This window comes from Kitasatospora sp. NPDC058406, from assembly GCF_042722765.1.
Classification (GTDB): domain Bacteria; phylum Actinomycetota; class Actinomycetes; order Streptomycetales; family Streptomycetaceae; genus Kitasatospora.
Genome location: NZ_JBHXKE010000061.1, coordinates 1 through 12,986 on the forward strand (window position 1 = coordinate 1; position 12,986 = coordinate 12,986).

The window sequence follows — 12,986 nt, forward strand, 5'->3', positions numbered from 1 at the left end:
GCGCGGGAGCGCCGACCGTCGGCACCGGACCGAAGCGGCCCGGAGGCGAGCGGGCGACAACACGGCCCGGGCCGCCCGTCCCCCTTCGTGGGGGCGGGCGGCCCGGTGGCGTATCCGGCGCGAGCCGACCGGTGCTCAGCAGTCCCGCAGTTCCTCGGACTGGTTGAGCAGCTGCGCCCGAACGGAGGTGAACCGCTCGTACCGCTTCTTGTTGGCGGACGACGGCACGAAGACCGCCACCCGGTGACAGTTCTGGAAGGCCAGCTGGACACCGAAATGCCGCTGCAGGGCACCCCGGATGGCGTCACTGGCGAGCGCCCGAAGGAGCTGGCCGCGGGCCTGCTCGCTGGGCGGAGGTACCTGGTTGTCGGCGAAGTCGGTGCCGTCGACCTTCGCCTGGGCGACCAGCGAGCTGATCAGGTCCCAGGCGTACGGCAGGGAGACGCGGACGCAGTCGACGAACTCCCGCTCGTCGACCTCGTCCCGCTCGGCCTTCTCCAGCAGGGCCGGTGAGACGTCGAGCGACATGGATTCTCCTCTCGCGGTCCACCCGCGCGGCGCACGGGTGGTGGTGCGTAGTCCAAGTCCGAGCTGAGGGTGAGGGTGAGGGTGAAGCGCGGGATGTCCGGAACACCGTCGGACGGGTGTGACGCCGTCGGACGGCCTTGTTTCCGGCACCGCGCCGAGGCGGGGGCGCCGAGGACCCGTTGAGGGACGTGGTCGGGGGCGCCAACCGCTCAGAACAGCGTGGCAGTCAACGGCGGACCGGACCGGTGGTTCCGGCTGATTGCTCCGGGAATGAGCCCCGGTGCACCAGATTGGCCGGATCCCGTCGGATCGTTCATCTGAAGTCTCCATCCCCGTTGACAGCGATCCCGCAAGCAAGCCGTCACACACCGTAGCTGCCAATGGTGGTGGCCGCCAGGGTGCCGACAGGCTTTCGAGGGATCGCAGGGCATCCATGTTCGCGGGGTTCGCGGATTCTTCACCCGGCCGTCGCGGAATCGCATCAACTGGCCCCGGTGGGCTAGCGTGGTCGACCGTGCGTCTCGTAATTGCCCGCTGCTCAGTCGACTATGCCGGTCGGCTCTCCGCCCATCTGCCCTCCGCCACCAGGCTCATCCTGGTCAAGGCCGACGGCAGCGTCAGCATCCACGCCGACGACCGCGCCTACAAGCCGCTCAACTGGATGTCCCCGCCGTGCGCCCTCAAGGTCGCCGACGGGGTCTGGACGGTGGAGAACAAGGCCGGCGAGAAGCTCATCATCACGCTGGAGGAGGTGCTGCACGACTCGTCCCACGAACTCGGAGTGGACCCGGGTCTGATCAAGGACGGTGTCGAGGCACACCTCCAGGAGCTGCTCGCGGACCGGATGGAGGTGCTCGGCGCCGGCTGGTCCCTGATCCGCCGCGAGTACCCCACCGCGATCGGACCGGTCGACATCCTCTGCCGCGACTCGGACGGCGCGACCGTCGCCATCGAGATCAAGCGGCGCGGCGAGATCGACGGTGTGGAACAGCTCACCCGCTATCTGGAACTGCTCAACCGGGACCCCCTGCTGGCCCCGGTGAAGGGCGTCTTCGCCGCGCAGGAGATCAAGCCGCAGGCCCGTGTGCTGGCCACCGACCGGGGCATCGGCTGCGTGGTCCTGGACTACGACGCGCTGCGCGGCATCGACGACGACAAGCTGAAGCTGTTCTGACCCGCACCTGACCTGACCTCACCCGCAGACCCGACCCGGCGTCGCCGCCCGTCAGCCGGTCGGCGACGCGGACGTCGTGGACGCCGTCGGACTCCCCGAGTCCGGCGGCGTCGTCGTGGTCGAGGGGACCGTTGTCGTCGGGACGGTCGTCGGGGTCGCCGGGGGCTGGGTGGCCGGCGGCGTGCCGCCTCCGGGGGGCTGCGTGGACCCTCCGCCCGCCGTTCCCCCGTTCGTGGTGCCGTTCCCGCCGGTGCCGCCTCCGCCGCCCGTGCCGCCGCCCGGGGGCGGCGGGTTGCCGCCCGTTCCCCCCGCGCCGCCCGCCGACTGCGACTGGCCCGGGGCCGTGGACTGCGGGGCGGTGCTCGTCGTCCCCGTGCTCGGCGACCGGCTCGGCCGCTTCGACGCCGACGGCGAGGCCGACCGTGACCGCGAGGCGACGGCGCCCGTCGAGGGCCCGTCCTCGGGCTCCTCGGCCGTGGGCGGGGCCGTCGGGGCGGAGGTCTCGGGCGCGGCCGTGGAGGAGGGCCCCGAGGCGGTCGGCCGGGGGCTGCCGGAGCGGGGCGACGGCCGGGTGCCGGTCGGCAGGGAGCCGTCGTCGCTGCTGCTGTGCGGATCCGTTCCCTTCGGCTCCCCGTCGGCCGTCATCGCGACCGCCGTACCGAGGACGCCCAGCGCGAGCACGGCCGCCGAGGCGGCGATCACCGTGCGCCTGGTGCGGCCGGGGCCCGTGGTGGTGGCCCTGAGCCGCAGGGGCACCTGGGCGATGGCCCGGATGACGGGCCGGCGGGCGGACCCGGAGCCGGCCGGCGCGGCGGGCGGCAGCTGCCGGCCGTCGGCGCGCAGCAGGTCGAGCATCCGCCGGGCGCCGGGCGCCCCGCGCTGCTCGCCGAGGGCGGCCCGCAGGGCGAGTGCGGCCTCCAACTCGGCCGTGGCCCGGCCGGGTTCCCGCACGCAGATCGCGTAGACGCCCAACTCGTGGTGGAACCACGCCTCGTCGACCCGCGCGCCGGTCTTCCGGGCGGCTTCCAGACCCAGTTGCAGGGCGCGTTCCCAGGCCCCCCAGCGCAGCGCCAGCGCCAGCGCCGGGGCGGCCGCCCGGGCCAGCCGCAGTACGGAGGCGTGCCGTCCCGCGGCCCGGTCGGCCAGGAGTACGCCGATCACCACCTCGGCCTCGGCGGCGATCTGCGCCAGCGAGACCGAGGAGTGGCCGACCCACCAGGCGAAGTGCTGCGCGGCGCCGTCGACGCTGCCGCGGGCGGGCCAGTGCGGGGCGAGCAGCTCCAGCGCCCCGGCGGTGAGCCGGTGGTGGCCGCCGATGGAGACGGCGAGCCCCGCGTCGGCGAGCTCGGCGAGCGCGTTCTCGCCCTGGCCGACGTCGATCAGCGCGGGCAGGTGCGGGGCGGTCGGGCACTCGCCGCCGAGCGCCACGGCGAGCCGCAGTACGGCCTGGGCGGTCTCCCCGAGGCCCTCGGCGAGCCGGACGGCGGGGAGCGTGGACTCGGCGACCGAGGGCAGTGGGACGTTCCCGCGCAGCGCGGCTTCACGGACCGCCGGGTCGGGGTCGTGGACCGGCTCCCGGACGGCTCCGAAGACGTCCATGCGGTCGTCCTCGGCGGCGACCAGGGCGTCCACCGCGACGTCCCGCTGCCGCAGCAGCGCGGCGGCCTGGACGAACCGCAGCGGCAGGCCCTCGGACTCGAACCAGAGGTCCACCGCCCAGGCCTTCTCGGCCGCGTCCAGGGGCCGCCCGGCCAGCCGGGCGGCGAGTGCCAGGCAGGCGGGCCGGGAGAGGCCGGCGACCAGGTGGTCGCGGAGCCGGGAGTCCGGCGTCAGCTGCGGGCTGTCGGGGGCGACGGAGATCAGGAAGGCGCAGTCGGGCGCGGCGGCGAGGAACTGCTCCAGTTCCGGCCCGGAGGGCTCCACCTCGTCGACGACGACGATCGCGCCGACCCGGGCGAGGTGCTCGGCGAGCTGGGCCGGGTCGGGGCGGAATCCGGGGGCGTGGTGGGTGGCCGCGAAGAGGTCCTGGAGCAGGTCGGCGGCGGTGCGGCGGTGGCCGCAGAGCTGGACGACGCCGCCGGGGGCGAGGTCGCCGGCCGACTCGGCGACGGCCGACAGCAGGGCGCTGCGGCCGGATCCGGCCTGGCCGACCAGGCGTATGGAGCGGCCCTCGGCGAGCAGGCCGAGCAGCTGGGCGACGTCGGCCTCGCGGTCGAGCAGCGGCAGGTCGGCGGGCCCGGCGCCGAGGGCGAGCGGACCGACCTGGCGGCCGGCGTCACCGGACGGGCCGCGGGCGGGGCCGCTGCGCTCGGTCCGGCGGGGGCTGGGGCGCCACTCGTCGGGGCAGGGGCGCACCTCGGATCCCTCCGGGGTGCCGACGGTCACCAGCAGCCCGCCGGTGACCAGCTCACCGCTCCGGGCCCGTACGGCCTCCTGCCGGAACTCACCGGATGGCTGTCCCACGATCTGCTCCGCCCCACGCTCGCGCCGACGACTTCGTCCGGCCGCCCGCGGACCGGGGGCACCTCCCGGTCGAAGGCCGGGGGGGCCGGGCTCGGCCCCGGCGGCCGTTTCCTGACGCCAGACTCTCGCACATCCGCGCCCGCCCGCACAGCGGCCTCCCGGCACCGGGCGTCCGCGGCCGCGCGACCGCCGGTCAGAGCACCGGCAGGGTGGCACCGCGGGGTTCGGCGATCATGCCCTCGACGGCGAGGATCCGGTGCAGCCGGGTGGCCACCAGCAGCCGCTGGAGCTGGGCCGGGACGGAGCGGAGCACCAGGCGGCGGCCGATCCGGCCGGCCCGGCGGTGGGTGCCCATGATCACGCCGAGGCCGGTGGCGTCCCAGAACTCGAGCCGGGCGAGGTCGAGCACGAGGTCGCCCAGGCCGCCGTCGACGGCCTGGTGCAGCCGGGCCCGCGCGTCGGCGGCGGTGCGCACGTCGAGGCGGCCTTCGATGGCCAGCGCCACGTGGTTGCCGGTGATGCGCATGCTCTCCTCCTCCGCGTGGCGGACCTGCGTGGCGGATCTGGTCGGGGTCGTCCCGCTGCGTCCGCCCCGGCCGTGCCGGGTCAGGATGCGGGGGTGTCGGTGTCGGTCGGTGGTCGATGTCGGTATCGATGACGGTGTCGATTCGGGCGGGCCTTCGGCCCCACGCCCGGCCCCGGCCGGAATCCCGGGTTCCCCCTCATCTGACGGCGAACCAGCCCCGCGGGTTGCTGGTTCCGGCCAGATCTGAAGCAACTTCACTCGTCCGAGGGAATATACGCAGGAACTCTCCACACCTACGCTCGATTACCGCCCAAATCACCCGTCTGCGACACCGGCGTGAGGAAACTCACCCACCCCGGAGCGGGGCCGTGCGGTGCTCCGACCGCACGGCCCGCGGGCTCAGCGGCGCCGACCGGTCACTTGGCCGGGTACGGGTAGAAGCCGCGGCCGCTCTTGCGGCCCAGGTCGCCGGCGGTGACCATGCGGGCCATGATCTCGGGGGCGGCGAACTTCTCGTCCTGGGTCTCCTCGTAGATGTTCCGCGCGGCGTGCAGCAGGATGTCCACGCCGGTCAGGTCGGCGGTCTCCAGCGGGCCCATCGGGTGGCCGAAGCCGAGCCGGCAGGCGGCGTCGATGTCCTCGGCGCTGGCGACGCCCGACTCGTACAGCTTGGCGGCCTCGACGACCAGCGCGGTGATCAGACGGGTCGTGACGAAGCCGGCCACGTCGCGGTTGACCACCACGACGTCCTTGCCGACGCCCTCGGCGAAGGCCCGGGCGGTGGCCAGCGTCTCGTCGCTGGTCTTGTAGCCGCGGACCAGCTCGACCAGCTTCATCAGCGGCACGGGCGAGAAGAAGTGCACGCCGACGACCGACTCCGGGCGGCCGGTGGCGGCGGCGATGCGGGTGATCGGGATGGCGGAGGTGTTGGAGGCGAGCACCGCACCCGGCTTGGCGAGCTTGTCGAGCTCCTTGAAGACGCCTTCCTTGACGTCCAGCCGCTCGAAGACCGCCTCGACCACGATGTCGGCCTCGGAGACCGCGTCCAGGTCGGTGGTGGTGGTGATCCGGCCGAGCGCCGCCTCGGCGTCCTCGGCGGTCAGCCGACCCTTGGAGACGAACTTGTCGTACGAGGCGCGGATGCCCGCGAGGCCGCGCAGGAGCGCCTCCTCGGTGACGTCGCGCAGGACCACGGGGTGCCCTGCCTGCGCGGAGACCTGGGCGATGCCGGCGCCCATCAGGCCGGCACCGATCACGGCGATCCGCTTACTGGACACATTGCTCATGGCTTGGTCTCCCGATGCCGTCGCCGCCCTGGCGGGCGGGCCCTGAAGGCGGCTCAGGGCAGGGATCACCGGCGCCGAGCCGCGTCGCTCATGGGCCGGACTTTAGTGCCCGAACGGTCGACATGGGGCGATCCGAAGGTGTGATCTGCGCCGGACCCGAGCAGGCGAGAAGGTCAGCTGATCAGATCGTCAGCCCAAGGTCCTGGGCGAGGATCGCCGCCTGCACCCGGCTGCGCAGACCCAGCTTCGCCAGGATCCGGCTGACGTGCGTCTTGGTGGTCGCCTCCGCCATCTCCAGCCGCCGGGCGATCTCACCGTTCGGCAGGCCCGCACCGATCAGGGTGAGCACCTCCCGCTCCCGCGGGGTCAGCCCCGTCACCGCCGCCCGGACCGCCGGCCCCACCTGACGCTCCGGACGGGCGAAGGTGCCGATCAGCCGCCGGGTCACCGAGGGGGCCAGCATGCCGTCCCCGCGCGCCACCGTCCGGATCCCCTCGACCAGGGTGTCCGCCTCCAGGTCCTTCAGCAGGAACCCGGCCGCCCCGGCCCGCAGCGCCCCGTAGACGTACTCGTCGAGGTCGAAGGTGGTCAGCACCAGCACCTGGGCCGCTCCGGCCGCCACCACCTCGCGGGTCGCCGACACGCCGTCCAGCCGGGGCATCTGGACGTCCATCAGGACCACGTCCGGCCGCAGCTCCAGCGCCAGCCGGACGGCCTCCTCGCCGTCCGCGGCCTGCCCGACCACCTCCAGGTCCGGCTCCGCCCGCAGGATCATCACCAGCGCCGCCCGCACGGCCGCCTGGTCCTCCGCCACCAGCACCCGGATCGTCATGCCCGCCCTCCCTCTCCCTCGGTCACCAGCGCCCGCGGCAGCACCGCCCGGACGGTCCAGCACTCGCCCTCCGGACCGGCCTCGAAGCCGCCTCCCAGCAGCGAGGCCCGCTCGGCCATGCCGACCAGCCCGGCCCGCGCACCCGGCAGCGACTGCCCCGCGCCGCGGCGGAACGGGCTCGACACCACGATCCGCAGCTCCTCCGGCAGGAACTCCAGCAGCACCCGGACCTCGCCCGGCCCCGCGTGCTTGAGCGCGTTGGTCAGCGACTCCTGGACGATCCGGTACGCGGCCAGACCCACCGGCACCGGCAGCGAGCCGCGGTCGCCACGCTCGGTGAGCTCGAAGCCCAGCCCGACGTCCTGCCCGGCCGCCCGGGCCTTCGCCAGCAGCGCGTCCACCGCGTCCAGGTCGGGCGCGGCGTACGACGCGTCGGCCTCTCCCCCGCCGCTGTCCCGCAACAGGCCGATGATGCGGCGCATTTCGGTCAATCCCTGGACGCTGTTCTCCCGGATCACACCCAGCACCTCCACCAGCGGATCGTCCTCCGGACGCCGCTGGCGCCGGGCGACCGACTGCGCGCCGGTGGCGTGGATCGCGATGGCCGACAGGTGGTTCGCCACCACGTCGTGCAACTCCCGCGCCATCCGGGCCCGTTCGACGACGACGGCCTCCCGCCGGTCCATCTCGGAGAGCAGCGCGGTCTGCTCGGCCCGCAGCCGCTGGGACTCCGCCTCCTCGCGGTGCTTGCGCACGATGTCGCCGGTCCAGACCGGCGCCAGGTAGACCAGCGTGGTCAGCACCACGACGGCCACGGCCGTCGGCGCGTCGCTGTAGATCAGCACCAGGGTGGACAGCACCAGCACCGAGGCCGCACCGGTCAGGTGCAGCACCCGCGACATCTTCGGGTTGCCGTAGAGCACCGCGGCGTACAGCAGGTCGGTGTACATCAGGGTGGTCGCCAGGAGCGCGCCGTTGAAGATGCTGACCGCGAAGACGATCCCGCCGACCGTCGCGATGAGGACCGGCCTGCTCCGGCGGACCAGCTCCAGCGAGGCCATCACCACCAGCGGCGGGACGACCGCCCAGCGGGCGACGTGCCCGGAGCCGTCGTAGACCTTGACGGAGATCAGGAACAGCCCGCCGAGCAGCCCGAAGACCGCGATCGCCCGGTCTTCCTGCCGCGGGGTGAGAGTGGGTCTGCGCACAGCCCCATCAGATCATCCCCGGCCGGACCGGCGGCTCGGGTCCGGGGAGGAGTGCGCGTACATCGAAAGGTGCAGCCCGGACTCGGCTCCGGCGACGACGACGCGCGGACCGGCGCGCGGAAGGCTGGTAGCACCACCGAACAGCCCGGAGGCCCGCCATGATCGTCACCCTCATCCTCGCCGCCGAGGTCGCCTTCTGGGTCGTCCTCGGGCTGGCCCTGACCGCCCGCTACGTGCTGCGGCTGCGCACGGTGAGCACGGTCCTGCTGATCGGCCTGCCGGTCCTGGACCTCACCCTGTTCACCCTCGCCGTGCTCGACCTGCGCGGCGGCGCCACCGCGAGCTGGACGCACGCGCTGGCGGCGAGCTACGCGGGCTTCTCCCTCGGGTTCGGGCCGTCCCTGGTCCGCTGGGCCGACCGGCACTTCCAGTACCGCTTCGCCGGCGGCCCCAAGCCCGCGCGCTCCCCCAAGTACGGCTCGGCGCGGACCCGCTACGAGTGGCAGGTCGCCGGCCGCACCACGGTCTCGGCGGGCGTCACGCTCGGCCTGATCACCCTCATGGTGCCGCTCTCCGCCGGCGCCGCCGCCTTCTCCACCTTCACCGCCTGGTACCTGCGGCTGAGCATGGTGGCCGGGATCAACCTGATCGTGGCCGCCTGCTACGCGATCTGGCCGAAGGAGCCGCCGGCCGGCGCGATCGTCGAGGACGGCCACGTGGTCGGCTGGGAGATCCCGCGGCAGCACCAGCAGCTGTAGCGGCAGCCGTACCGGCGGCCGCGGGTCAGCGGTTGTCGCCCGGCACCCAGAGCACGTCGCCGCGCTCCTTGTTGGCCGCCCGGGCCAGGATGAACAGCAGGTCGGAGAGGCGGTTCAGGTACTTGGCGGTCAGCGGGTTGACGCTCTCCCCGTGTGCCTCGATCGCCGCCCAGGTGGCCCGCTCGGCCCGGCGGACCACCGTGCAGGCCAGGTGCAGGTACGCGGCGCCCGCGGCGCCGCCGGGGAGGATGAAGCTGCGCAGCTTCTCCAGCGACTCCAGGTAGTGGTCGCAGTCCCCCTCCAGCTTGTCGATGTAGGACTGGAGCACCCGCAGCGGCGGGTACTTCGGGTCCTCCACCACCGGGGTCGCCAGGTCGGCGCCCACGTCGAAGAGGTCGTTCTGGATCCGGGTGAGCACCGTGACGACGTCCTCCGGCAGCGCACCCGCCGCGATCGCCACACCGATCGCGGCGTTGGCCTCGTTGGCGTCCGCGTACGCGACCAGGCGCGGATCGGTCTTGGTCGTACGGCTCATGTCGCCCAGCGCCGTGGTGCCGTCGTCGCCGGTCCTGGTGTAGATACGCGTCAGATTGACCATGGCGCCAAGACTAGCCGCGGGGTTAGGCGACGTTGACCCTCTGCCCGGGGGGTGCGGCTTCGAGCCAGGCGAGGAAGCCGGTCAGCGCGTCGTCGCTCATCGCGAGCTCCAGCGGCGCGCCGTTGTGGAGGCAGCGCAGCACGACCGAGCCGGAGAGCAGGGCCAGCTCCTCCTGCCCCTCGGGGTAGCGCCGGCCCAGCACCTCGATCTCCCGGCGCGGCAGGACCTTGCGGGGGCGCGGAGCGTACGAGAAGACCCGGAACCACTCGATGGAGTCGCCGCTGTACCGGCCGATACCAAAAACCCACCCCTTGCCGTCGGTCTGGGGGACCGGGGCTGAGGTGGGTTTGCCGTTCTCGTCGAGGTCGGGCTGAGTCGAGGCGTCGGCGGGCATTTTGAGCCGGTAACTGCAGTCGAACGTTCCGCCGACCCGCTGGATCACACGGCGGCGTACCGCGAACGCGACCAACCCGATCACACCGAGCGCCACGACCGCCGCACACACCACAAGGGCGAGGACCATGCTCACCTACCTCCTCGCTACCCGCGTTCCCCGTTTCGGTCGTACCAGGCGACCGCGTTGACCTACCAACTGAGACGACAGTCCCGGGGTCACGCTCAGGCGTCCCCGGGACCGTCGGTCGACCCCGCTCAGGCGGGGTCCGGCGCACTCAGGCGTGGGCCTTGAGGCCGCGCGCCGCGAACAGACGCACCTCGGCGCGACGCTCGGCGTGCGCGTCGAGGTCCGACTTGGCCTTGTCCAGTGCGCGCTCGGCACGCGCGACGTCGATCTCGTCCGCCAGCTCGGCGATCTCCGCGAGGAGGGACACCTTGTTGTCGGCGAAGGAGATGAAGCCGCCGTGCACCGCGGCGATCACGGTGCCGCCGTCCGTGGTCCGGATGGTGACCGGACCGGTCTCCAGCACGCTCAGCACCGGGGTGTGACCCGGCATGATGCCGGTGTCACCGGAGGCCGTACGGGCGACGACGATGGTGGCCGCACCGGACCACACCTTGCGGTCGGCTGCGACCAGCTCGACGTGCAGCTCAGCCAACGTGGGCTCCTAGGCTCATGCAACCCCCGATTACTCGGGAGTTTCGGTAAGAATAACGGGCCCGCGCCCCCGGCATGAAACCGGCGGCACGGATTTGACCGGAATCACAGCCGGTGCGACGTGAGGGGTGGGTCCCAGGGCTGGGGCCCACCCCTCACGATCACGCTCGACTGCTACCGGCCGCGATTACTTCTTCGCCAGCTGAGCGGCGTTGCGCTCCAGGTCCTCGATGCCACCGCACATGAAGAAGGCCTGCTCCGGGACGGAGTCGTACTTGCCGTCCGCGATCGAGTTGAAGGCCTCGATGGTCTCGGACAGCGGCACGGTCGAACCCTCGATGCCGGTGAACTGCTTCGCCACGTAGGTGTTCTGCGAGAGGAAGCGCTCGATGCGACGGGCACGGTGGACCGTGATCTTGTCCTCCTCCGACAGCTCGTCCATACCGAGGATGGCGATGATGTCCTGGAGGTCCTTGTACTTCTGCAGGATCCCCTTGATACGGATGGCCGTCTCGTAGTGGGTCTGCGCGATGTACCGCGGGTCGAGGATGCGGGACGTGGAGTCCAGCGGGTCGACGGCCGGGTAGATGCCCTTCTCCGAGATCGGGCGCGACAGAACGGTCGTCGCGTCCAGGTGGGCGAAGGTGGTGGCCGGGGCCGGGTCGGTCAGGTCGTCCGCGGGGACGTAGATCGCCTGCATCGAGGTGATCGAGTGACCGCGGGTCGAGGTGATGCGCTCCTGGAGGAGGCCCATCTCGTCGGCCAGGTTCGGCTGGTAACCCACCGCGGAGGGCATACGGCCGAGCAGGGTCGACACCTCGGAACCGGCCTGGGTGAACCGGAAGATGTTGTCGATGAAGAGGAGCACGTCCTGCTTCTCGACGTCACGGAAGTACTCCGCCATGGTCAGCGCGGAGAGCGCGACGCGCAGACGGGTGCCCGGCGGCTCGTCCATCTGGCCGAAGACCAGCGCGGTCTTGTCCAGAACGCCCGAGTCGACCATCTCGTCGATGAGGTCGTTGCCCTCACGGGTACGCTCGCCGACGCCGGCGAAGACCGACACACCACCGAAGTTCTCGGCGACGCGGTAGATCATCTCCTGGATCAGAACGGTCTTGCCGACACCGGCACCACCGAACAGACCGATCTTGCCACCGGTCACGTACGGGGTGAGGAGGTCGATGACCTTGATGCCGGTCTCGAACATCTCGGTCTTGGACTCGAGGTCCTTGAACTCCGGGGCCTTGCGGTGGATCGGCCACCGGACCTGGACCTGCGACTCGAACTCGTCCTTGTCGACGTTCAGCACCTCACCGAGGGCGTTGAACACCTTGCCCTTGGTGATCTGGCCGACCGGCACCGAGATCGCGGCACCGGTGTCGGTGACCTGCGAACCGCGGACCAGGCCGTCGGTCGGCTGCATCGAGATGCCGCGGATCAGGCCGTCGCCGAGGTGCTGGGCGACCTCGAGGGTGAGGACCTTCTTGCCCGTGCCGTCGGGGTTGTCCACCTCGACGCGCAGGGCGTTGAACATGTTCGGGATCGCGTCGACGGGGAACTCCACGTCGACGACCGGGCCGATGACCCGCGCGACGCGGCCCGTCGCCGTGGTCGGCTCAACAGTGGTAGTCATACTCATTCGCTCCCGCGGCTCGCGTCAGCGAGCGCGTTCGCGCCACCGACGATCTCGCTGATTTCCTGGGTGATCTCGGCCTGACGGGCCGAGTTGGCAAGCCGCGTGAGCGACTTGATGAGCTCGCCGGCGTTGTCCGTCGCGCTCTTCATCGCGCGGCGGCGGGCGGCGTGCTCGGAGGCAGCCGACTGCAGCAGCGCGTTGTAGATCCGGCTCTCCACGTACCGCGGCAGCAGGGCGTCCAGGACGCCCTCCGCCGACGGCTCGAAGTCGTAGAGCGGGAAGATCTCCGCCTTGGCGGACGACTCGTCGCTGAGCTGGACCTCGTCGAGCTTCAGCGGCAGCAGCCGGGCGTCGACCGCGGTCTGCGTCAGCATCGACTCGAACCGGGTCGAGATCACGTGGACCTCGTCCACGCCACCGGTCTCGGCCGTGAAGGCCTCGATCAGCGCGGCCGAGACGGCCTTGGCGTCCCCGTAGGTCGGCTTGTCCGAGAAGCCCGTCCAGGTCTCCGCGACGGCGAGGTCACGGAAGCCGTAGAACGAGACGCCCTTGCGGCCGACGACGTACGTCACCACGTCCTTGCCCTCGGACCGCAGACGCTCGGAGAGCGCCAGCGAGGCCTTGATGGCGTTGGACGAGTAGCCGCCCGCCAGACCGCGGTCCGCCGTGATCAGCAGGACTGCGGCACGCGTGGCGTTCGGGTTCTCGCTGGTGAGCGGGTGCTTGGCGTTGGACCGGGTGGCCACCGCCGTCACCGCCCGGGTGAGCTCGTCGGCGTACGGGGTGGAGGCGGCCACCGAGCGCTGCGCCTTGCCGATGCGCGCTGCGGAGATCATCTCCATCGCCTTGGTGATCTTCTTCGTCGCGGTGACAGAGCGGATCCGGCGCTTGTAGACCCGAAGCTGTGCTCCCATGGGTCGTTA

Annotated in this window: 13 protein-coding genes; 2 read left to right on the forward strand and 11 right to left on the reverse strand. The window is 72.2% G+C overall.

Annotation, left to right across the window (positions count from 1 at the left end; all coding sequences use genetic code 11):
- Positions 1-135: 135 nt before the first annotated feature.
- A complete protein-coding gene (locus ACFWOG_RS14475; RefSeq protein ID WP_329883002.1) occupies positions 136-528 on the reverse strand; it encodes an SCO5389 family protein in 393 nt (130 codons plus the stop codon).
- 514 nt (positions 529-1,042) lie between these two features.
- On the opposite strand from ACFWOG_RS14475, the gene nucS reads away from it, so the two are divergent.
- Positions 1,043-1,702, forward strand: a complete 660-nt coding sequence (gene nucS / locus ACFWOG_RS14480; protein WP_329948544.1) for an endonuclease NucS — start codon at positions 1,043-1,045, stop codon at positions 1,700-1,702.
- Between the two features lie 51 nt (positions 1,703-1,753).
- Here the strand turns inward: nucS and ACFWOG_RS14485 are convergent, their stop codons facing one another.
- The 5 genes from ACFWOG_RS14485 to ACFWOG_RS14505 all read right to left on the reverse strand — a co-directional run bounded on the left by ACFWOG_RS14485 (position 1,754) and on the right by ACFWOG_RS14505 (position 8,017).
- The gene (locus ACFWOG_RS14485; protein WP_380358293.1) at positions 1,754-4,165 is read right to left on the reverse strand and encodes an ATP-binding protein; all 2,412 of its coding nucleotides are present in this window, start codon (positions 4,163-4,165) and stop codon (positions 1,754-1,756) included.
- 193 nt (positions 4,166-4,358) lie between these two features.
- Complete coding sequence (locus ACFWOG_RS14490; RefSeq protein WP_329883005.1) at positions 4,359-4,691, reverse strand: STAS domain-containing protein; 333 nt, start codon at positions 4,689-4,691, stop codon at positions 4,359-4,361.
- Positions 4,692-5,107: 416 nt separating this feature from the next.
- Positions 5,108-5,977, reverse strand: coding sequence for a 3-hydroxyacyl-CoA dehydrogenase family protein (locus ACFWOG_RS14495; protein ID WP_329883006.1), 870 nt, complete (start codon positions 5,975-5,977; stop codon positions 5,108-5,110).
- Positions 5,978-6,158: 181 nt separating this feature from the next.
- Positions 6,159-6,809: a response regulator transcription factor gene (locus tag ACFWOG_RS14500; RefSeq protein WP_329883007.1), complete on the reverse strand. Its 651-nt coding sequence runs from the start codon at positions 6,807-6,809 to the stop codon at positions 6,159-6,161.
- A complete protein-coding gene (locus ACFWOG_RS14505) occupies positions 6,806-8,017 on the reverse strand; it encodes a sensor histidine kinase (RefSeq protein WP_380358298.1) in 1,212 nt (403 codons plus the stop codon). The genes ACFWOG_RS14500 and ACFWOG_RS14505 overlap by 4 nt, the downstream gene beginning before the upstream one ends.
- A gap of 158 nt (positions 8,018-8,175) precedes the next feature.
- Between ACFWOG_RS14505 and ACFWOG_RS14510 the strand changes: the two genes are divergently transcribed.
- On the forward strand, positions 8,176-8,775 hold the full coding sequence (locus ACFWOG_RS14510; RefSeq protein ID WP_380358301.1) for a hypothetical protein: 600 nt from the start codon (positions 8,176-8,178) through the stop codon (positions 8,773-8,775).
- A 25-nt stretch (positions 8,776-8,800) separates the two neighbouring features.
- Here ACFWOG_RS14510 and ACFWOG_RS14515 read toward each other — a convergent pair whose 3' ends face one another.
- From ACFWOG_RS14515 to ACFWOG_RS14535, 5 genes are all read right to left on the reverse strand, one after another.
- Positions 8,801-9,373 carry a cob(I)yrinic acid a,c-diamide adenosyltransferase gene (locus ACFWOG_RS14515; protein WP_329883010.1) on the reverse strand — a complete coding sequence of 191 codons (573 nt, stop codon included), beginning with the start codon at positions 9,371-9,373 and terminating at the stop codon, positions 8,801-8,803.
- Between the two features lie 22 nt (positions 9,374-9,395).
- Positions 9,396-9,896, reverse strand: coding sequence for a DUF2550 domain-containing protein (locus ACFWOG_RS14520; protein WP_030302766.1), 501 nt, complete (start codon positions 9,894-9,896; stop codon positions 9,396-9,398).
- Positions 9,897-10,044: 148 nt separating this feature from the next.
- A complete protein-coding gene (locus tag ACFWOG_RS14525) occupies positions 10,045-10,428 on the reverse strand; it encodes a F0F1 ATP synthase subunit epsilon (protein ID WP_329883011.1) in 384 nt (127 codons plus the stop codon).
- Positions 10,429-10,614: 186 nt separating this feature from the next.
- Entirely contained in the window at positions 10,615-12,060 is a 1,446-nt protein-coding gene (gene atpD / locus ACFWOG_RS14530; protein ID WP_329883012.1) for a F0F1 ATP synthase subunit beta, read from the reverse strand.
- 2 nt (positions 12,061-12,062) lie between these two features.
- Positions 12,063-12,977, reverse strand: a complete 915-nt coding sequence (locus ACFWOG_RS14535; protein WP_329883013.1) for a F0F1 ATP synthase subunit gamma — start codon at positions 12,975-12,977, stop codon at positions 12,063-12,065.
- Positions 12,978-12,986 lie beyond the last annotated feature (9 nt).